Annotated in this window: 15 protein-coding genes and 1 pseudogene; 10 read left to right on the forward strand and 6 right to left on the reverse strand. The window is 72.3% G+C overall.

The features are described from left to right. Position 1: 1 nt before the first annotated feature. A complete protein-coding gene (gene aroA, locus DEJ50_RS21800; protein WP_150209633.1) occupies positions 2-1,342 on the reverse strand; it encodes a 3-phosphoshikimate 1-carboxyvinyltransferase in 1,341 nt (446 codons plus the stop codon). Positions 1,343-1,426: 84 nt separating this feature from the next. Further along, on the reverse strand, positions 1,427-2,149 hold the full coding sequence (locus tag DEJ50_RS21805; protein ID WP_223837867.1) for a M50 family metallopeptidase: 723 nt from the start codon (positions 2,147-2,149) through the stop codon (positions 1,427-1,429). A 55-nt stretch (positions 2,150-2,204) separates the two neighbouring features. Here DEJ50_RS21805 and DEJ50_RS21810 point away from each other — a divergent pair, with 55 nt between their 5' ends. The 10 genes and pseudogenes from DEJ50_RS21810 (at position 2,205) to DEJ50_RS21855 (ending at position 12,309) form a co-directional block, all read left to right on the forward strand. Beyond that, a complete protein-coding gene (locus DEJ50_RS21810) occupies positions 2,205-3,023 on the forward strand; it encodes an SOS response-associated peptidase (RefSeq protein WP_150209635.1) in 819 nt (272 codons plus the stop codon). Further along, positions 3,023-3,673, forward strand: coding sequence for an alpha/beta family hydrolase (locus DEJ50_RS21815; RefSeq protein WP_150209636.1), 651 nt, complete (start codon positions 3,023-3,025; stop codon positions 3,671-3,673). The genes DEJ50_RS21810 and DEJ50_RS21815 overlap by 1 nt, the downstream gene beginning before the upstream one ends. 377 nt (positions 3,674-4,050) lie before the next feature. Continuing rightward, a complete protein-coding gene (locus DEJ50_RS21820; protein WP_190345011.1) occupies positions 4,051-4,695 on the forward strand; it encodes a sigma-70 family RNA polymerase sigma factor in 645 nt (214 codons plus the stop codon). Further along, complete coding sequence (gene rsrA, locus DEJ50_RS21825) at positions 4,692-5,009, forward strand: mycothiol system anti-sigma-R factor (RefSeq protein WP_150209637.1); 318 nt, start codon at positions 4,692-4,694, stop codon at positions 5,007-5,009. The genes DEJ50_RS21820 and rsrA overlap by 4 nt, the downstream gene beginning before the upstream one ends. 169 nt (positions 5,010-5,178) lie before the next feature. After that, positions 5,179-6,588, forward strand: a pseudogene (locus DEJ50_RS21830) (HD-GYP domain-containing protein); the annotation flags it as partial. A gap of 350 nt (positions 6,589-6,938) precedes the next feature. Then, positions 6,939-8,237 carry an HD-GYP domain-containing protein gene (locus DEJ50_RS21835; RefSeq protein WP_150209639.1) on the forward strand — a complete coding sequence of 433 codons (1,299 nt, stop codon included), beginning with the start codon at positions 6,939-6,941 and terminating at the stop codon, positions 8,235-8,237. A gap of 121 nt (positions 8,238-8,358) precedes the next feature. Next, entirely contained in the window at positions 8,359-9,354 is a 996-nt protein-coding gene (locus DEJ50_RS21840) for a tetratricopeptide repeat protein (RefSeq protein WP_150209640.1), read from the forward strand. 58 nt (positions 9,355-9,412) lie between these two features. Beyond that, positions 9,413-10,048, forward strand: a complete 636-nt coding sequence (def, locus tag DEJ50_RS21845; protein ID WP_150209641.1) for a peptide deformylase — start codon at positions 9,413-9,415, stop codon at positions 10,046-10,048. A 100-nt stretch (positions 10,049-10,148) separates the two neighbouring features. Next, positions 10,149-11,180, forward strand: a complete 1,032-nt coding sequence (locus tag DEJ50_RS21850) for a hypothetical protein (RefSeq protein ID WP_150209642.1) — start codon at positions 10,149-10,151, stop codon at positions 11,178-11,180. Positions 11,181-11,214: 34 nt separating this feature from the next. Continuing rightward, a complete protein-coding gene (locus DEJ50_RS21855) occupies positions 11,215-12,309 on the forward strand; it encodes a hypothetical protein (RefSeq protein ID WP_150209643.1) in 1,095 nt (364 codons plus the stop codon). Positions 12,310-12,324: 15 nt separating this feature from the next. Here DEJ50_RS21855 and DEJ50_RS21860 read toward each other — a convergent pair whose 3' ends face one another. The 4 genes from DEJ50_RS21860 to DEJ50_RS21875 all read right to left on the reverse strand — a co-directional run bounded on the left by DEJ50_RS21860 (position 12,325) and on the right by DEJ50_RS21875 (position 18,340). Beyond that, a complete protein-coding gene (locus tag DEJ50_RS21860; protein ID WP_150209644.1) occupies positions 12,325-13,293 on the reverse strand; it encodes a helix-turn-helix domain-containing protein in 969 nt (322 codons plus the stop codon). A 193-nt stretch (positions 13,294-13,486) separates the two neighbouring features. Further along, the gene (locus tag DEJ50_RS34020; protein ID WP_190344609.1) at positions 13,487-14,896 is read right to left on the reverse strand and encodes a hypothetical protein; all 1,410 of its coding nucleotides are present in this window, start codon (positions 14,894-14,896) and stop codon (positions 13,487-13,489) included. A gap of 31 nt (positions 14,897-14,927) precedes the next feature. Next, on the reverse strand, positions 14,928-15,941 hold the full coding sequence (locus DEJ50_RS21870; RefSeq protein ID WP_150209646.1) for a ribonucleotide-diphosphate reductase subunit beta: 1,014 nt from the start codon (positions 15,939-15,941) through the stop codon (positions 14,928-14,930). Continuing rightward, entirely contained in the window at positions 15,941-18,340 is a 2,400-nt protein-coding gene (locus DEJ50_RS21875; RefSeq protein ID WP_150209647.1) for a ribonucleoside-diphosphate reductase subunit alpha, read from the reverse strand. The genes DEJ50_RS21870 and DEJ50_RS21875 overlap by 1 nt, the downstream gene beginning before the upstream one ends. Positions 18,341-18,454: the final 114 nt, after the last annotated feature.

The raw sequence follows: 18,454 nt of genomic DNA on the forward strand, positions 1-18,454 counted from the left end.
GCTACTCTCCAGCTCCCGAGAGCATGTCCGTCCACATCCTGGGGAAGTCCGGCAGGGTCTTCGCGGTGGTCGCCACGTTCTCGATCTGTACGCCCTCCACGGCCAGGCCGATCACCGCACCCGCGGTGGCCATCCGGTGGTCGTCGTAGGTGTGGAAGACGCCGCCGTGCATACGGCGCGGGCGGATGTGCAGACCGTCCGCGGTCTCGGTGACATCGCCGCCGAGCTCGTTGATCTCCTTGGTGAGCGCCGCCAGCCGGTCCGTCTCGTGCAGCCGCAGGTGCTGCACCCCGCGCAGGGTCGACGGGGAGTCGGCCAGCGCGGCCACCGCGGCGATGCCGGGGGTCAGCTCGCCGACCTCGCCCAGATCCACGTCGATGCCGTGGATCCGGCCGGTTCCGGTGAAGACCAGGCCCGCATCCGTCAGTTCGCAGGAACCGCCCATCTCCGTGAAGATCTGCCGCAGCGCGTCGCCGGGCTGCGTGGTCCGGCGCGGCCAGTCGGGGATGGTGACCGTACCGCCGGTGATCATCGCGGCGGCCAGGAACGGCTGCGCGTTCGACAGGTCCGGCTCCACCACCATGTCGCGGCCCAGCAGCGCACCGGGCGCCACCCGCCACACGTCCTTCTCGCCGCCCGCCTCGGGGGTGTCCACCTGGGCGCCCGCGGCGCGCAGCATCTCCACCGTCATCCGGATGTGCGGCATGGAGGGCAGGTTGGTGCCCACGTGCCGGACCTCGACGCCCTGGTTGAACCGGGGTGCGGAGAGCAGCAGTGCGGAGACGAACTGGGAGGAGTTGGTGGCGTCGATCTCGACCGTGCCGCCCTCCAGGGCCCCGCCGCCGTGCACGGTCAGGGGCAGCGCACCCCGGCCGTCGTCGTCGATCCGGGCGCCCAGGGTGCGCAGTGCGGTGATGACCTGGCCCAGCGGCCGTTCGTAGGACCGCGGGTCGCCGTCGAAGCGGATGTCGCCCGCGGCGAGGGTGGCGACCGGCGGCAGGAAGCGCATCACGGTGCCGGCGTTGCCGACGTCCACGGTCGCCGGGCCGTGCAGCGCGGCCGGGATGATCCGCCAGGCCTCGCCGGACCCGGTCCCGCCGTCCGAGCTGGAGGAGACGGTCTCCTCGATGCCCACACCCAGCGCCCGCAGGGCGTCCGACATCAGCTGCGAGTCGCGCGAGCGCAGCGGGCGGCGCACCCAGCCCGGCTCGGCGGCGAGGGCCGCCAGCACCAGCGCACGGTTGGTCACCGACTTCGAGCCCGGCACGGTGACGGTGGCGCGGACGGCACCGTCGGCGAGCGGGGCGGGCCAGAGGGCGGGAAGCGCGGGGGTCTCGGTCATGGCCCTCACTTTAGTTGTTCGGAGCCGGCCGCCTCGCGCTGCCCGACCCTACTCTCCGAGGTCGGGGACGGCCCTTGACCGGTTTCAGGAGAGGCCGAGCAGCCAGCGTCCGCCGCCGATCAGGGAGCACAGCGAGACCGTGTGGAACAGGAACAGCCACAGGGCGGGCGGCACGTTCGTCAGCCGGGCGAGCTGGTCCGCGTCGGAGTCCGGTGCGCCACCGTGACGCCGCTTGCCCTGGAGCTCGAACACCGGCCGGACCCCGCCCAGCAGCAGGAACCACACCGCCGCGTACGCGAACCCCGCCTGCACCTCGGCCTCGGCCAGCCAGGACACCAGCAGGAAGGTCCCGCCGGTCAGCACCACGGTCACCGCTCCGTATGCGTTCCGGATCATCGCCAGCATGGCCAGCAGCAGCGCGGTGGCGGCCCACAGCAGCAGGGTGATCCGGTGCGCGGACAGCAGCCAGGCGCCGCCCAGTCCCAGCAGCGAGGGTGCGGTGTAGCCGGCCGCGGCCGTCAGGATCATGCCGATGCCGTCCGGCCGGCCCCGGCTCACCGTCAGCCCGCTGGTGTCCGAATGCAGCCGGATGCCGTCCAGCCGGCGGCCGGTCAGCACCGCGATCAGCCCGTGCCCGCCCTCGTGCGCGATGGTGATGGCGTTCCGGGACAGCCGCCACAGGCCGCGGGGCAGGACGAAGACCAGGGCAGCCGCCAAGGTGGCCAGCACCAGCCACTGCGCGGGCGCCTCCTGCAGGCCGGTGAGCCGGTCCCACAGATCGGCCGCGCTCGTTATGTCCGTGTCCACGATGGTTCTCGGGCTCCTTGCGGTGGTGGTCGGGTGCCATGGCAGTGTGGCAGTCATGTGCGGACGCTATGCATCCAGTCGTAGGCCCGAGGACCTGGTGGGACTGTTCGGGGTCGAGAAGTGGGAGCCCGAAGAGACCCTTGCCCCCGACTACAACGTGGCCCCGACCAAGGAGGTCTACGTCGTACTCGACCGTCCTCTGAAAGACGCACCGGACCCGCGTCCGGTTCGCCAGCTGCGGATCCTCAAGTGGGGGCTGGTGCCCTCCTGGGCCAAAAACCCCGAGGGCGCCGCCCGGATGATCAACGCCCGGTCCGAGACCCTGCACGAGAAGCCCTCCTTCCGCAGGCCCTTCGCCCAGCGCCGCTGCATCATCCCCGCCGACGGCTACTACGAGTGGGTCACCGGCACCGAGGAGCGGCAGCTGGAGGTCGAAGGGAAGAAGAAGCGGCCCCGGAAGCAGCCCTACTTCGTGCAGCCCGCGGACGGCTCGGTCTTCGCCATGGCCGGGATCTACGAGTTCTGGCGCGACCGGACCCTCCCCGACGAGCACCCGCTGGCCTGGTGGGTGACCTGCTCCGTAATCACCACCGAGGCGGAGGCCGGCCCGCTGGCGGTGGCCCCCGCCGAGGGGCCGGCCTCGCTCGCCGACATCCACCCCCGGATGCCGCTGATGCTCACCCCGGACCGCTGGGACCCCTGGCTGGACCCGGCGAACACCGACATCGACGGCTCGCTGCGGGACCTGCTGGCGCCGCCACCGGGCGGGCTGATGCGCGCGTACCCGGTGTCCACCGCCGTCAGCAACGTCCGCAACAACGGGCCGGAGCTGCTTGCCGAGCTGGAGGCTCCCGAGGAGGGCACCCTGTTCTGATGAGCATGCGCACCGCGACCTCCCAGATCGTCGAGACCCCGGCCGGCGAGGCCCGGATCACCTGGCACCCCGCGCCGCGGGCCCGCCTGGTGCTTGCCGTGAGCCATGGCGCCGGCGGCGGCATCGAAGCCCGGGACCTGCAGGCACTGGCCGCCGCGCTGCCCGCCCGGGGCGTCACGGTGGCCCTGGTGGAGCAGCCCTGGCGGGTGACCGGCAAGAAGGTCGCCGCCGCCCCCAAGGTGCTCGACGAGGGCTGGCGGGGGCTCTGGCCGGCCCTGACGGAGCCCGGACTGCCGGTGGTGGCCGGCGGGCGCAGCGCGGGGGCCCGGGTGGCCTGCCGGACCGCGGCCGAACTGGGCGCGGCCGGGGTGCTCGCCCTGGCCTTCCCGCTGCACCCGCCCGGCCGGCCGGAGAAGTCCCGGGCCGAGGAGCTCACCGGGGCCGTGGCCGCCGGGATCCCCGTCCTGGTGGTCCAGGGCGGCCGGGACCCCTTCGGCCGCCCCGAGGAGTTCCCGGAGGGTGCGTACGAGCTGGTGGAGGTGGCGGACGGGGACCACGGCCTGGCCGTGCCCAAGAGGGCGGCACAGACGCAGGCAGAGGCTCTGGAGGGGGTCACCGGGGCGGTTGCGGAGTGGCTGGACCGGCTGTAGTGCCGCCCGGACCGGCTGTGGCAGCCGCCCGACCGGCGGCCGACCTGACATACGGGCGCCGGAAGAGTTTCGCCCGAAGCGGAGATTTTCGAGCCGGGCCCCGGGCCCCCGGGAATGTGCCGACCGGCCGCTTGGTTGTGCGGGGTGTCGAACGTACGTCACCGCCGGAGGAACAGGGAGCGCGCATGACCCAGGTCATCAGCCAGAACCGCCCGCAGGCCGCTGACCTGGTGGGGGCACCTGCCGGCGGAAGCTGGGGCCGGACGGTCCTGCCCGCGGCCAAGCACGCCTCCGTTCGGGCGGCGGATGGCCGGGATGGTCGACTATTCTCCGATTCGAGTGGGTCCGCATTCGGGTCCGCCACGCTGTCGGAGGAGGTGGGTCCTGTTACCGGGACCGACGAAGGCCAGACGGAGGAGACGACCGCGGAGCGCAATGCGCGCTTCGAACGCGACGCCCTCGGCTACCTCGACCAGATGTACTCCGCCGCGCTGCGCATGACGCGCAACCCGGCCGATGCCGAGGACCTGGTCCAGGAGACGTACGCAAAGGCGTACGCGTCCTTTCACCAGTTCCGCGAGGGCACCAACCTCAAGGCGTGGCTGTACCGCATTCTGACCAACACCTTCATCAACTCCTACCGCAAGAAGCAGCGCGAGCCGCAGCGCAGTGCCGCGGAGGAGATCGAGGACTGGCAGCTGGCGCGCGCCGAGTCGCACATGTCGACCGGGCTGCGCTCCGCCGAATCGCAGGCGCTCGACCACCTGCCCGATTCGGACGTGAAGGAAGCGCTGCAGGCCATTCCGGAAGAGTTCCGCATCGCCGTCTATCTTGCCGATGTAGAGGGCTTTGCGTACAAGGAGATCGCGGACATCATGGGTACACCCATCGGTACAGTCATGTCGCGACTGCACCGTGGCCGCCGCCAACTCCGCGGAATGCTGGAGGACTATGCCCGTGAGCGCGGGCTGGTCCCCGCCGGCGCGGGAGAGTCGAACGATCGGAAAGGCTCGGGCTCATGAGCTGCGGAGAGCCGCACGAGACGGAGTGCTCTGAGGTCCTGGACCACCTTTATGAGTTCCTTGACCATGAGATGCCCGACAGTGACTGCACGAAGTTCGAAACGCACTTCGGCGAGTGCAACCCCTGTCTGGAGAAGTACGGCCTGGAACAGGCCGTGAAGAAGCTCGTGAAGCGCTGCTGCGGTTCGGACGACGTGCCGTCCGATCTGCGCTCCAAGGTCATGGGGCGGATCGAGCTGATCCGCTCCGGCCAGGCCGTGCCGGACGAGGACATCACCGCCGGTCCGGCCGCGCCGGGACCCGCCCCCGGCTGACCATCGCCCCTGGCCGACAACCGCCCCTGGATGCCGCTTCGTTCACTCGAAGGTGCTAATCCGGGGGTCACCGTGCGGCGCAATACGACAATCCGGCCCCCCTGCTGCGGGGGCCGACTTATTCTCCCCCTTCGGTACCGGAGTGATTCACCGGGGGAGGAGAACGCCGATGCGGGTACTTCCGCCGGGGGCACGGGTCTACCTCCTCTGTGCCGTCGCCGGGGCGATCGCCTGCCTCCTGCCCGCCCTCGCCGGTTCCGGTTCCGGCCCGGTGCCCTGGCGGACCGCGGCCCTGCTCGGCGCGCTCTACCTCGGCTGTGAACTGGTCAGGGCCGGCCGGCTGCCCGGCGGCCGGGTTCCCGAGGGCGTCGGATCCTTCTTCCCCGTCGTCTTCGCCGCCGTCTTCCTGCTGCCGCCCTCCGCCGCCGCACTGGTCGCCGTCCCGGGAGCGCTCGCCGGACGGGTCGGGCAACCACCGGCCGGCATACGCAGGGTGTGGCACGCGGCGCAGCAGGCGGTGGCCGCCTGGGCCGCCGGCCACACCCATGTGCTGCTCGGCGGCCCGGAGGCGCTCGCCGGTTCCGGACCGGCCGCCCACCTGCCCGACTTCCCCCGGGTGATGCTCCCGGCCGCCGCCGCGGCCCTCGTCTTCTGCCTGGTGCTCACCGCCCTCGACGGGGGCATCCTGGCCACCGCCGAGCGGCGGCCGGCCGCGACCGCCTGGCGCGGTCTGCCCGCCGTCTCCCTCACCCCGTACCTGGTGCACGGCCTGGTGGGCCTGATGATGGCCGTCATGTGGCGCAGCCCGTACGGTCCGCCGGCCGCGCTCGCCGTGCTGCTGCCGGTCTGGATCTCCTGCCGGGTCTTCACCCAGTACCACCTCGAACGGGCCGCGCACCGGGCCACCATCCGCGCCCTCGTCCAGGCGGTCGACATCAAGGACCGCTACACCCGGGGCCACAGCGAGCGGGTCGGCCAGGCCTCCGCGATGATCGCCCGCGAGCTCGGCATGGCCGAGGACCGGCTGGAAGTGATCCGGATCGCCGGAACCCTCCACGACGTCGGCAAACTCGGCGTCCCCACCCGGCTGTTGCGCAAGGACGGACCCCTCACCCCCGAGGAACGCCGGATCATCGAGCTCCATCCCGAGTACGGGCACGAGATGGTCCGCGGGATCGGCTTCCTCGGCGAGGCGCGGGCAGCGATCCTGCACCACCACGAACGGGTCGACGGCTCCGGCTACCCCTATGGCCTGACCGGTGACCAGATCCCGGTGGCGGCCCGGGTGGTGGCGGTCGCCGACGCCTTCGACGCCATGACCTCCACCCGCTCCTACAGCCGGGCCCGGCCGGTCCCGGCGGCCCTCGCCGAGCTGGAGCGGTGCGCCGGAGCCCAGTTCGATCCGGCCATGGTGGCGGCCCTGGCCGCTGCCGTCCGCCGCGCCGGCTGGCACCCGGCCGCCACCTCGGACGGGGACCCCCAGGTGATCCCGGCGGGTCCGCCGGGTCCGCCGGGTCCTTCGGGCTTGGCGGGCTCGGCCGCTCCAGCGTGCCCGGCCGGTCCGGCCGGTCGTGTCGGAGCGTCCGGTCTCGTCGGACCTGCGGATTCCGCCGGTCACGCCGGTCACGCCGGTCGTGGCGGTCCGGCCGATCGTGTCGGACCGTCCGGTCTCGTCGGACCTGCGGACTCCGCCGGTCACGCCGGTGGTGCCGGTCCATCCGGTCTGCCCGGCCTGCCGGGCCTGCCCGGCCTGCCCGGCCTGCCCGGCCTGCCGGGCCTGCCCGGGCAGCCCGGGAAGTCCGGCGGCCGGGTGCATTCCGCGTCCGTGCGGGGCGGGGGCCGGCCGCGCGGCGCCGCCGGGGCGGCCGGGACCGCAGGGCAGGCCGCTGCCGGCCCGCCGCCGGCCCGTCGGCCCTCGGAGGCCGGACCATGAGGCGGGCCCTCGCATGGGCCGTGCGCCTGGCTGCCGGGGTGCTGACCGCCTTCGCGCTCGGCCACACCCTGTGGAACGGCGTCGTGGAACCCGGTATCGCCCTCGCCTTCGGCGTACTGATCACCCTCGGCGAGCTGGCCCGCCGGGACACCCTGGACGGGCCCGGACCCGGAGCCGGAGCCGGACCCGGGTCGGGACCCGTCCGGGCCGACGACCGGCAGCCCGCGCCGCTCGGTTCCGCCGGCGCCCTCGGGTACGCGCTGCTCGGCCAGAACGCCGGGAACCCCACCCACCACGGGGTGCTCCAGGTCGTGGCCGTGGTGGTCGCCGCCGCCCTGCTGGGGACCGTCCCGCACATCGCCCGCGGGCGCGGACCCGCCCTGGACCACGTGGTCCGCCGGGTCCTCGCCGTCGCCTTCGCCGCCGCCTGCTTCCAGCCGCTCTACAACTCCGGACGGCTGGACGAGCTGCTGGGCCAGGGCCCGGCCCTGGTGCCGTTCCTGCTCTGCCTGCTCGGCCTGACCGCGCTCTGCGACGCGATGCTGGCCGCCGCACTGGCCGGTGCCCGGACCGGCCGGCCGTACGCGCCGCTGCTCCGCGACGAGCTGCGCGCCCTGCTCGGCATCGGCTCGGCGATCTGCGCCACCGGAGTGGTGATCGCCCTCGGCGCGGCCGTGGCGGGCCTGTGGGCGCTGCCCGTGTTCAGCGTGCCACTGCTGCTCACCCAGCTGTCCTTCCGGCGGATCTCGGCGATCCGCACCACCTGCCGGCAGACCATCACCTCGCTGGCCCGCGCCACCGAGATCGCGGGCTGCACCCGGCCCGGCCACGCCCGCCGGGTCGCCGCCCTGAGCTGCGCCGTCGGCCGGGAGATGGGCCTGTCGGAGCGCGAGCTGACCGTCCTGGAGTACGCCGCCCTGATGCACGACATCGGCCAGCTCTCCCTGGTCGACCCGGTGCCGGCCGGGGCCACCGCCGCGCTGCCCGCCGCCGAGGCCCGCCGGATCGCCGGGCTGGGCGGGGAGGTGGTCCGGCAGACCGGGGTGCCCGCCGAGGTGGCCGTGGTCGTGGAGCGGCAGGCCGAGCCCTACCGGGAGCAGCCCGTGGCCGCCCGGATCGTCCGGGTGGCCAATGCGTACGACGACCTGGCCGGCGGCGCCCGGCACCCCGGCGGCTCCCTGGAGGCGCTGGAACAGCTGCGGCTCGGCACCGGCCGCGAGTACCAGCCGGAGGTGGTCGAATGCCTGGCGCGGATTCTCCGACGTGATGGAATCACTGCTGTTCGGCCGGGGTAACCCATGGGTAATGAGCGGTCGTCCGAGTGGGCATGGTTGGATGCGAAGTGGAGAGTGTCCGCAAGGCTGCATCGTTGTCCCCCAGCTACCGCTGGGAGGTGCCCCCAGGCAGGCGGGAATCGTGAGGATCTTCGGGAAGGTACGGCACAGGCCCTCCGCCTCTTGGCGGCAGGCCACCGACCGCGCGTTCACGCTGATCGGCGACGGCCGGTACGAGGACGCCGGGGCCCTGCTGACCAGAGCCGCGGACCTGGAGCCCTGGCTGTCCGAGTCCTGGTTCAACCTGGCCCTCCTGCACAAGTTCCGGCACGACTGGGAGCAGGCGCGGGCCGCCGGGCTGCGCGCCGTCGCCCTGCTCGACCGGGAGACCGGCGCTCCCGACTGGTGGAACGTGGGCATCGCCGCGACCGCCCTGCAGGACTGGCCGCTGGCCCGCCGTGCCTGGCAGGCATACGGACTGAAGGTGCCCGGCGACCCGCACGCCGCGGGCGGCTCGGCCGAGCCGGTGGGCATGGAGCTCGGCAGCGCGGCCGTCCGGCTGTCCCCGGAGGGCGAGGCCGAGGTGGTCTGGGGCCGCCGGCTGGACCCGGCCCGGATGGAGGTCCTGTCGATTCCGCTGCCCTCCTCGGGGCGGCGCTGGGGCGAGGTCGTGCTGCACGACGGGGTCCCGCACGGCGAGCGCATCACCGCGGCCGGCCCCGCGTACCCCGTCTTCGACGAGATCGAGCTGTGGGCGCCGTCCCCGGTACCGACCTGGGTGGTGCTGCTGGAGGCCGCCACGGAGGCCGACCGGGACGCGCTGGAGCAGCTGGCCTCGGACGCCGGTTTCGCCGCCGAGGACTGGTCCTCCTCCGTGCGGCTGCTGTGCCGTACCTGCTCGGAGAGCGCCATGCCCAGCGACGAGGGCGACGGCGAGCACCTGGACCCGCACGACCACAGCGAACCGGGCCACCCCGGCCCGCTGGGCCACCGTACGGCCGGCTCCGGCTCGCTCTGGGTGCCCGAACGCGAATGCGGCATCGCGGCCCCGGCCGGGCTGGTGCGCGGGCTGCTGGACGGCTGGGTGGCGGACAGCCCGGACAGCCGTGAGTGGCGGGATCTCGAAGAGGTCTGCTGAGGGTGGGCCGTAGGCTGTACGCGCACACCACAGACCTGAGGGAAGGCGTACGGCGGAGATGGCGCAGCAGGAGAACGAGGTTGTCACGGTGGACGACGAGGGTTACGTCGTGGACACCGAGGACTGCGAGGCGCGCGAACTCGCCTACCGCGAGCGCGGCACCGCCCGCCCCATCACGGTGGTCGGCAACCCGGTCCTGCACCACGAATGCAAGGACGTCACCGAGTTCGGCCCGGAGCTCGCCCAGCTGATCGACGACATGTTCGCCAGCCAGAAGGCCGCCGAGGGCGTGGGCCTGGCCGCGAACCAGATCGGCGTGGACCAGAAGGTCTTCGTGTACCACTGCCCGGATGACGAGGGCGTCTACCACACCGGTGTGGTGGTCAACCCGCGCCTGGTGGAGCTGCCGGCCGCCGCGCGGGTGCTGGACGACTCCAACGAGGGCTGCCTGTCGGTCCCCACCGCGTACGCCTCGCTGGCCCGCCCGGACTTCGCCGAGGTGCACGGCCAGGACGCCCAGGGCAACCCGATCAAGGTCCGTGGCACCGGCTACTTCGCCCGCTGCCTCCAGCACGAGACCGACCACCTGTACGGCTACCTGTACATCGACCGGCTCTCCAAGCGCGACCGCAAGGACGCGCTGCGCCAGATGGCGGAGAACACCCCGCGCTACGCGACCGTGCCGAACGAGTAAGCGCCCTGCGCCCGCGGTGGACACCGTTCCACCGCCGGGCCAGCATGGAATTGACGCACGCCGCGAACTTTCCCACCGGGGGGACGCGGAAGGAACGGTCATGAAGCGTTGCATGCGTGCGGCCGTCATGATGCCCGTGGTCGCGGGACTGGCTTTGGCGTACGCGCCGGGGGCGGCGGCGGACGAGAACGTGTCGATCACTTCGGTGGAGGCCGTGGGCGAGCTGATCCCCGGAAAGGCCGCCAAGATCAACGTGGTCGTGATGAACCACAAGGCTCCGACCGCCCAGCGGTCCTGCGTCAGCGTGGGGGGTGAAGCGTTCGGCGACGGCGGGCTCACCAGCTGCTTCGACCTCGGCCCTCCGGGAACCTCGGTCACCCACGTTTCCACCCCGTTCGTCGGCAAGACCGCCAAGCCGGGCCCCACCACGCTCAACGTGTCCCTCCAGCCGCGCACCATCCAAGGCATCGGGAAGGACACCAAGACGGCCCCCGCCACCGTGGGGGCCGCGCCACCCGCCTGCAACCCGCTCGAGATAAACAAGGAAGCCTTCCGCGTGGGCCACGAGGAGGGCCTCAAGGACGGCCGCGAGGACGGCTTCGCCGACTCGTACCGGCAGAGTTACGACGACGCGTTCAAGACGAAGAAGGGCCTCACGGCGGAGCAGTGCACGGAGCTCATCATCGCCGCCCACCGGGACGGTTACGGGAAGGGCTACGAAGCCGGCTTCAAGGAGGGCCAGGCCAAGGGCGGCAAGGTCGGCGAGAAGGAGGGCAAGGAAGACCGCCGGAAGGGCAACGTCTCGCGGAACGTCACCGTCTTCAAGCTGACCGTGACACCTGCACCGAAGTCCGGTGAGGTCGACTGCGCCCAGGGCGTCACCTTCACCGCGACGCTGGTCGGACGCGGCACCGGTACCGTCCAGTTCCACTGGGAGCGCACCTCCGGGAAGGTTCCGGGCTCGATCGAGTTCACCGACGCGGACGCCCTCCAGGCCAAGAACGTGACCGACCAGGCGGCCGTACCGGCCGGAGCGGCCTCGGCCACCATCACCCAGAAGATGGTGATCGACAACGGCCCCTCGAAGGGCAAGTCGGCAACCGCGACCGCGAACGTCACCTGCAAGAAGTAGCACCGGCAGGGGAGGATGACGCGGAGGCTTGGTCATGAGGAATTCCGCTCGGACAAGGATCGCCCGTGGGGCGGTCGCCCTGCCCCTGGCCGTCGGTATGGCCCTGGCGTACGCGCCCGGGGCGGTGGCGGACGAGAACGTGGCGATCGCTGGGGTGGAGATCATCGACCCCACCGGGCAGCCCCTGGGGACCGCCAAACCGGGCTTCAACGTCGTCGTCCGGACGACCCTGGTGAACCACCAGCTGCCGGAGAAGCATCTCAGCTGCATCGAGATCTCGTCCCCGGGCCTGTTCTTCGGCAAACCCAAGACCTGCATCCCCCTGAACAAGGTCGCCTACCCGACGAAGAACGAGACTCTTGTGCAGGTCAAGGAGGGCGCCGCCAACGGCCCGCACACGATCACCGTCAACCTCACCCCCGGCAAGCCCGACGGGGTCGGCACGGACACCAAAACCGCCACACTGACCGTCACGGACGGGGCTGCCGTGCCCCCGGGAAACCCGCCGCCCGTGCCGCCGGGGACCACCGAGTGCGATCCCGTGACGATCGAGGCGCAGGGCTATCGGAACGGCCGTACCAAGGGCCTGGAGGACGGCCGGAAGGACGGCTTCGCCGATGCGTACAAGCAGAGCTACGACGACGCGTCCAAGTCGAGGCAGGGGCTGACCGCGGACGAGTGCAAGGCACTGGAGGGCAAGGGGTACACGGCCGGATACACCAAGGGGTACGAGACCGGCTTCGAGGAAGGCAAGGCGAAGGGCGGCAAGGCCGGCCAGAAGGAGGGCAAGGAGGACCGGCGGAAGGGCACCTCGCAGAACGTGGCGATCACCAATATGGTGCTGAATGCCGAAGGCGTCGTCGGCGGCGAACTCGACTGCGCCCAGGGCCTGAAGGTCACCGCCAGGCTCACGGGCAGCGCGGCGGGTACGGTGCGGTACCACTGGGAGGGCCAGAAGGCCTCCGGCACGGTCACGTTCGCGGCACCGCAGGAAGCCCAGCAGGTGACGCACACCGTGGTCGTTCCCAATCCTCCCCCCGGCCCGGTCACCGCGGCGATCGTGATCGACAGCGGCCCGTCGAAGGGCCAGTCGAAGAGCCTGGACGTCCCGGTCACCTGCAAGAAGTAGCCCTCGCAGCGGACTTCACGCCACCGCCTGCGGCCCCCGGAAGGTGCGCCGGAAGGAATTCGGGGTGGTGCCCAGGGTGCGCAGGAAGTGGTGGCGCAGGGCGGCGGCGTTGCCGAAGCCGCAGCGGCCCGCGATCGTGTCCACCGTCTCGTCGGAGGACTCCAGCAACTCCTGCGCCAGCAGCACCCGCTGGCGCAGCAGCCACTGGTACGGGGTGGTGCCGGTCTCGGCGAGGAAGCGGCGGGCAAAGGTACGCGGGGACATGTGCGCCCGCTCCGCCAGCTGCTCCACGGTGATCTCCTCGGCCAGGTGGCGGGCCATCCAGGCGATCACCTCTCCGACCGTGTCGCAGGCCGTGCGCGGCAGCGGGCGCCGGATGTACTGGGCCTGGCCGCCGTCCCGGTGCGGCGGGACCACCATGCGGCGGGCGATGGTGTTGGCCACCTCGGCGCCGTGCTCCTGCCGGACCACGTGCAGGCAGGCGTCGATCCCCGACGCGGTGCCGGCCGCCGTGACGACCCGGCCCTCGTCGACGTACAGCACCTCGGGGTCGACCAGGGCGCGCGGGTACCGGTGCATCAGGGCCGGCGCGTGCATCCAGTGGGTGGTGCAGCGCCGGCCGTCGAGCAGACCGGCCGCGCCGAGTACGAAGGCCCCGCTGCACACGCTCAGTACCCGGGCGCCCCGGTCCACGGCCTGGCGCAGGGCCTCCAGCAGCGGCTCCGGGTAGTCCCGTACGGGGGCCTGACGGTCGGCCGGCAGACAGATCAGATCGGCCTCGGCCAGCCGCTCCAGCCCGTGCTCGGGAGTGAGCGTCAGCCCGGTGTCCGCCAGGGTCAGCGGCCCCTCCTCGCCGGCGCACACGGCGAAGTCGTACACCGGCAGTCCGGCGCTGCTCCGGTCGATCCCGAACACCTCGCAGAAGATGCCGAACTCGAAGGGGGCGACGCCGTTCATCAGCACCACGGCCACGTTCTTCAACATGATCCCAGTGTGGCAGTAATTCGCTCTTCCATGACAGTCCTGCCACTGTCCGCCGGGAGTTGTACGGCCGAGAGTGGAGTCATGAACACGCTCCTGAACTACCTGACCGTCCTGACCGTCGCCACCCTGCTCGCCGGCCCCGCCCTCCACGGAATCCTGCACGAACGCCGCATCGACCGGCAGTTGCGCGCCCCTACGGCCCGACCGAAGCGCGGGGTTCCGTACGGGGGCGCGGCGCCCTCCGGGCCCGGGCGGGGACGGTCTCCCAGCCCGCGCCCGCTGCCCGCCCCGCCGACCGGCCGTGGAACAGCAGCGCCAGAGCCCCGGCGAAGGCCGCCGCGGACAGCCCGGCCAGCAGCCATGAGCGGCCGTGGCCGGACGGAGTGAGCAGCACCGGCAGCAGCAGCACCCAGGCCGCGAACACCCCCGCCAGCCAGGGCAGATGGGAGCGCAGCCGGACCTCGGCGCGCGGCCTCAGCAGCCGCACCCGGTGCTCCGTCGCCACCCTGGCCACCCGCCCCCGCAGGACCCGCCGGAAGGTGCTCGGGTCCAGCAGCAGCCACACCGCGTCGCCCGTATCGGTGGCGAAGCACACCGGCTGCGGGCCGGAGAGCTTCCCGTGATGGGCCCGGCCGCACAACCAGCCGGGCCGGCCGGTGAGTTCGGCAGCCACCGCGGCCAGGTCGTGGTCCACCGGACCGGGCTCCCCGCCCGCCTTGAACTCGACGCCGTCGGCCGTGGTGAACGCCAGCCAGGTCCGGCCCGTGCGGCCGGTGGCCGGCTGGACGGTCCGCCGGGCGACGCGCACCTCCGCCCGGACCCCCCACACCTGCCTGCCCGGGGTCCGGGCATCGGCGCGCAGCGCCCGGACCCCGGCAGGCGGCCGGAGCACCACCAGGGCCAGGACGGCGGTGCCCAGCAGCCCGATCACCGGCAGGAAGAACAGCAGCTCCGAGCCGGGGAAGAAGCGCGGCGCCCAGCCGGCCGGGGCATCGGCGGCATAGCGGGCGAGGACACCCGCCTCGTCCACGTAGCCGCCGAGCCCGGGGGAGCCGGGGACGTGCAGCACCTGCACCCGGCCGCCGACCGCGGGGCGGCCGTCCACCACCGCACCCGTCACCCGCACCGACTCGTGGCCGCTCACCGCGAGTCCGGGCACCCGTACGGTCAGGTCGGTCCGCGGGTTCCGGCGGTGCACCGCCTCGATCCGGGCCTCGTCCACGATGGCGCCGGCCTCCCGCAGTACGGCGATCCGCCGCGCCTCGGCACCATCGGGCCGCAGCCCCAGATCGACCAGCAGCATCGGCAGGAAGAGCACGCAGCACACCAGCCCCGCCACCCGGAGCCGGCCGGCCGCCCGCCAGGGCATCCGGGCCGGCGGACCCGGCGGCGGCTCCGCGGGAACGGCCCGCGGCGGCCGGACCGGCCGGACGGCGGCCCCCACCCAGCCGGCCGCGCACAGCACCGCCGCCGACCCGAGCACCGCGAGCCACGGACCGGGCAGCGGCGGCCCCGCCCGGAACAGCACCCGCCACAGCGCCACCCCCGCACACAGCAGTGCGCCCCCGCCCAAGGTCCTGGTCAGCCAGGTACTTCTTCCCATGGGCGGGGACGCTAGCAAGAGCGGTTCGGACCTAGAAGTCCTCGTCCAGGTCGACCGTGCCCTCCACCGCGACCTGGTAGGCCGAGGGCCGGCGCTCGAAGAAGTTCGTCAGCTCCTGCACGCCCTGGAGCTCCATGAAGGAGAACGGGTTCTGGGAGCCGTACACCGGGGCGAAGCCCAGCCGGACCAGGCGCTGGTCGGCCACGCACTCCAGGTACTCGCGCATCGACTCGGTGTTCATGCCCGGCAGGCCGTCACCGCACAGGTCGCGGCCGAACTGGAGCTCCGCCTCGACGGCCTCCTTGAGCATGTCGGTGACCTGCTCCTGGAGCTTGTCGTCGAAGAGCTCCGGCTCCTCCTTGCGGACCGTGTCCACGACCTCGAAGGCGAAGTTCATGTGCATGGTCTCGTCGCGGAACACCCAGTTGGTGCCGGTGGCCAGGCCGTGCAGCAGACCGCGCGACCGGAACCAGTACACGTACGCGAAGGCGCCGTAGAAGAACAGGCCCTCGATGCACGCCGCGAAGCAGATCAGGTTCAGCAGGAAGCGGCGCCGGTCGGCGGCCGTCTCCAGCTGGTCGATCTTCTCGACCGAGTCCATCCACTTGAAGCAGAACTGCGCCTTCTCGCGGATGGAGGGGATGTTCTCCACCGCGTCGAAGGCAGCCGCGCGGTCCTCCGGGTCGGGCAGGTAGGTGTCCAGCAGCGTCAGATAGAACTGGACGTGCACGGCCTCCTCGAACAGCTGGCGCGACAGGTACAGGCGCGCCTCCGGGGAGTTGATGTGCTTGTACAGCGTCAGCACCAGGTTGTTCGCGACGATCGAGTCGCCCGTCGCGAAGAACGCCACCAGGCGGCCGATCATGTGCTGCTCGGCCGGGGTCAGCTTGGCGAGGTCGGCGACGTCGGAGTGCAGGTCGACCTCCTCCACCGTCCAGGTGTTCTTGATCGCGTCCCGGTAGCGCTCGTAGAAGTCCGGGTAGCGCATCGGACGGAGGGTCAGTTCGAACCCGGGGTCGAGCAGGTTCTTGTTCTCGGCGGACATTACTGGCAGGCCTCGCAGGACTCGGGGTTCTCAAGGGAGCAGGCCAGCGCCTCGGCGTCGACGGCCTGCGGGAGCGGTGTGGCGGTGGCCGGGACGGTGGCCGTGCCGGATGCGGCGCGGGCGATCTTCGTCGCCGGGCGGGACCGCAGGTAGTAGGTGGTCTTCAGACCCTGCTTCCAGGCGTACGCGTACATCGAGCTGAGCTTGCCGATGGTGGGCGTCTCCATGAACAGGTTCAGCGACTGGCTCTGGTCCAGGTACGGAGTACGGGCCGCCGCCATGTCGATCAGACCGCGCTGCGGGATCTCCCAGGCGGTCCGGTACAGCTCGCGGACCTCGGCGGGGATCCAGCCGAAGCCCTGCACCGAGCCGGAGGAGTCGCGCAGCGCCTCACGGGTCTGCGCGTCCCACACGCCGAGCTTCTTCAGCTCCTCCACCAGGTAGCCGTTGACCTGGAGGAACTCACCGCTGAGGGTCTCGCGCTTGAAGAGGTTGGAGACCTGCGGCTCGATGCACTCGTACACGCCGGCGATCGAGGCGATGGTTGCCGTCGGGGCGATGGCGAGCAGCAGCGAGTTGCGCATGCCGCTCTTCGCGATCCGGGCGCGCAGCGCGTCCCAGCGCTCCGGCCAGTGCCGCTGCACGTCGTAGTGGTCGGGGTGCAGCACGCCCTGGGCGGTACGGGTCTCGGCCCAGGCCGGCAGCGGGCCGTTGCGCTCGGCCAGGTCGGCGGAGGCCTCGTACGCGGCCAGCATGATCCGCTCGGCGATCCGGGTGGACAGCGCCTGCGCCTCGGCGGAGTCGAAGGGCAGCCGGAGCTTGAAGAACACGTCCTGCAGGCCCATCGCGCCCAGGCCCACCGGACGCCACTTGGCGTTGGAGCGGCCGGCCTGCTCGGTCGGGTAGAAGTTGATGTCCACGACCCGGTCGAGGAAGGTCACGGCGGTGCGGACGGTCTCGTCCAGCCGCTCCCAGTCCATCTCACCGGTCTCGGCCAGCACGAACGCGCCGAGGTTGACCGAGCCCAGGTTGCAGACCGCGGTCTCGTCGTCGTTGGTGACCTCGATGATCTCGGTGCACAGGTTGGAGGAGTGGACCACGGTGCCGGGCAGCGCGGTCTGGTTCGCGGTCCGGTTGGAGGCGTCCTTGAAGGTCATCCAGCCCTGGCCGGTCTGCGCGAGGGTGCGCATCATGCGGCCGTACAGCTCGCGGGCCGGCATGGTCTTCTTGGCCAGGCCCGCCGCCTCGGCCTTGGTGTACGCGGCGTCGAACTCGGCGCCGTACAGGTCCACCAGCTCGGGCACGTCGGCCGGGGAGAACAGCGACCAGTCGGCGTCGGCGTTGACCCGGCGCATGAACTCGTCCGGGATCCAGTGGGCCAGGTTCAGGTTGTGGGTACGCCGGGCGTCCTCACCGGTGTTGTCGCGGAGCTCCAGGAACTCCTCGATGTCCGCGTGCCAGGTCTCCAGGTAGACGGCGGCGGCGCCCTTGCGACGGCCGCCCTGGTTCACGGCGGCGACGGAGGCGTCGAGGGTCTTCAGGAACGGCACGATGCCGTTGGAGTGCCCGTTGGTGCCGCGGATCAGCGAACCGCGGGCCCGGATCCGGGAGTACGACAGGCCGATGCCGCCCGCGTGCTTGGAGAGCCGGGCGACCTGGTGGTAGCGGTCGTAGATCGAGTCGAGCTCGTCCAGCGGGGAGTCCAGCAGGTAGCAGGAGGACATCTGCGGGTGCCGGGTGCCGGAGTTGAAGAGGGTGGGGGAGGAGGGCAGGTAGTCCAGCCGGCTCATCAGCCGGTAGAGCGAGGCGACCTCCTCCAGGGCCTCGATGGTCTCGTTCTCGGCCAGACCGCAGGCCACGCGCAGCATGAAGTGCTGCGGGGTCTCGATCACCTGACGGGTGATCGGGTGGCGCAGCAGGTAGCGGCTGTGCAGGGTGCGCAGGCCGAAGAAGCCGAACCGGTCGTCGGCGCCCTCGGCGAGGGAGTGCTCCACCAGCGCGTCGAGCCGGGTGGCGTGGGTCTCGACGAAGGCGGCGGTGCGGTCGGCGATGAGCCCCTCGCGGTGGCCGACGGCGACGGACTCGGCGAAGGAGGTCGCGCCCTGCCCGGCGGCTTCCTCCGCGATGGCCAGCGTGAGGAGGCGGGCGGCGAGCCGGGAGTACGCCGGGTCCTCGGAGATCAGCCCCGCAGCCGCCTCGGTGGCCAGCCCGCGCAGCTCGGCCTCGTCCGCGGCCGAGCTCCGGCCGCGCAGGGCGGCGGCGGCGACCCGGCCGGGGTCGGTGTCGGGCAGGTCGGCCGTCAGCTCCGTGAGGGTGCGCAGCAGCGCGGCACCAGGGCCCCCGGGCGCAGTCTCGGGCAGGTCGGACTCGGCTCGCGGTGCGGCAGGCGCGATGGTCACGGGGGAGCTCTCCCTCACTCGGCTCCGGTCGCCTGCGGCGGCGGGGCGTGAGGCAGCGCATGCGGGCGCGACGAGATCGTGCTCATCGCCGCATGGCATCCACCGGCCCAACCG

The sequence above is a fragment of the Streptomyces venezuelae genome (assembly GCF_008642295.1).
GTDB lineage: Bacteria > Actinomycetota > Actinomycetes > Streptomycetales > Streptomycetaceae > Streptomyces > Streptomyces venezuelae_C.

Coding starts and splice junctions, on each gene's coding strand:
- aroA (WP_150209633.1), bottom strand. CDS start 1,342: ATGACCGAGACCCCCGCGCTTCCCGCCCTCTGGCCCGCCCCGCTCGCC.
- DEJ50_RS21810 (WP_150209635.1), top strand. CDS start 2,205: ATGTGCGGACGCTATGCATCCAGTCGTAGGCCCGAGGACCTGGTGGGA.
- DEJ50_RS21815 (WP_150209636.1), top strand. CDS start 3,023: ATGAGCATGCGCACCGCGACCTCCCAGATCGTCGAGACCCCGGCCGGC.
- rsrA (WP_150209637.1), top strand. CDS start 4,692: ATGAGCTGCGGAGAGCCGCACGAGACGGAGTGCTCTGAGGTCCTGGAC.
- DEJ50_RS21835 (WP_150209639.1), top strand. CDS start 6,939: ATGAGGCGGGCCCTCGCATGGGCCGTGCGCCTGGCTGCCGGGGTGCTG.
- def (WP_150209641.1), top strand. CDS start 9,413: ATGGCGCAGCAGGAGAACGAGGTTGTCACGGTGGACGACGAGGGTTAC.
- DEJ50_RS21850 (WP_150209642.1), top strand. CDS start 10,149: ATGAAGCGTTGCATGCGTGCGGCCGTCATGATGCCCGTGGTCGCGGGA.
- DEJ50_RS21855 (WP_150209643.1), top strand. CDS start 11,215: ATGAGGAATTCCGCTCGGACAAGGATCGCCCGTGGGGCGGTCGCCCTG.
- DEJ50_RS21860 (WP_150209644.1), bottom strand. CDS start 13,293: ATGTTGAAGAACGTGGCCGTGGTGCTGATGAACGGCGTCGCCCCCTTC.
- DEJ50_RS34020 (WP_190344609.1), bottom strand. CDS start 14,896: ATGGGAAGAAGTACCTGGCTGACCAGGACCTTGGGCGGGGGCGCACTG.
- DEJ50_RS21870 (WP_150209646.1), bottom strand. CDS start 15,941: ATGTCCGCCGAGAACAAGAACCTGCTCGACCCCGGGTTCGAACTGACC.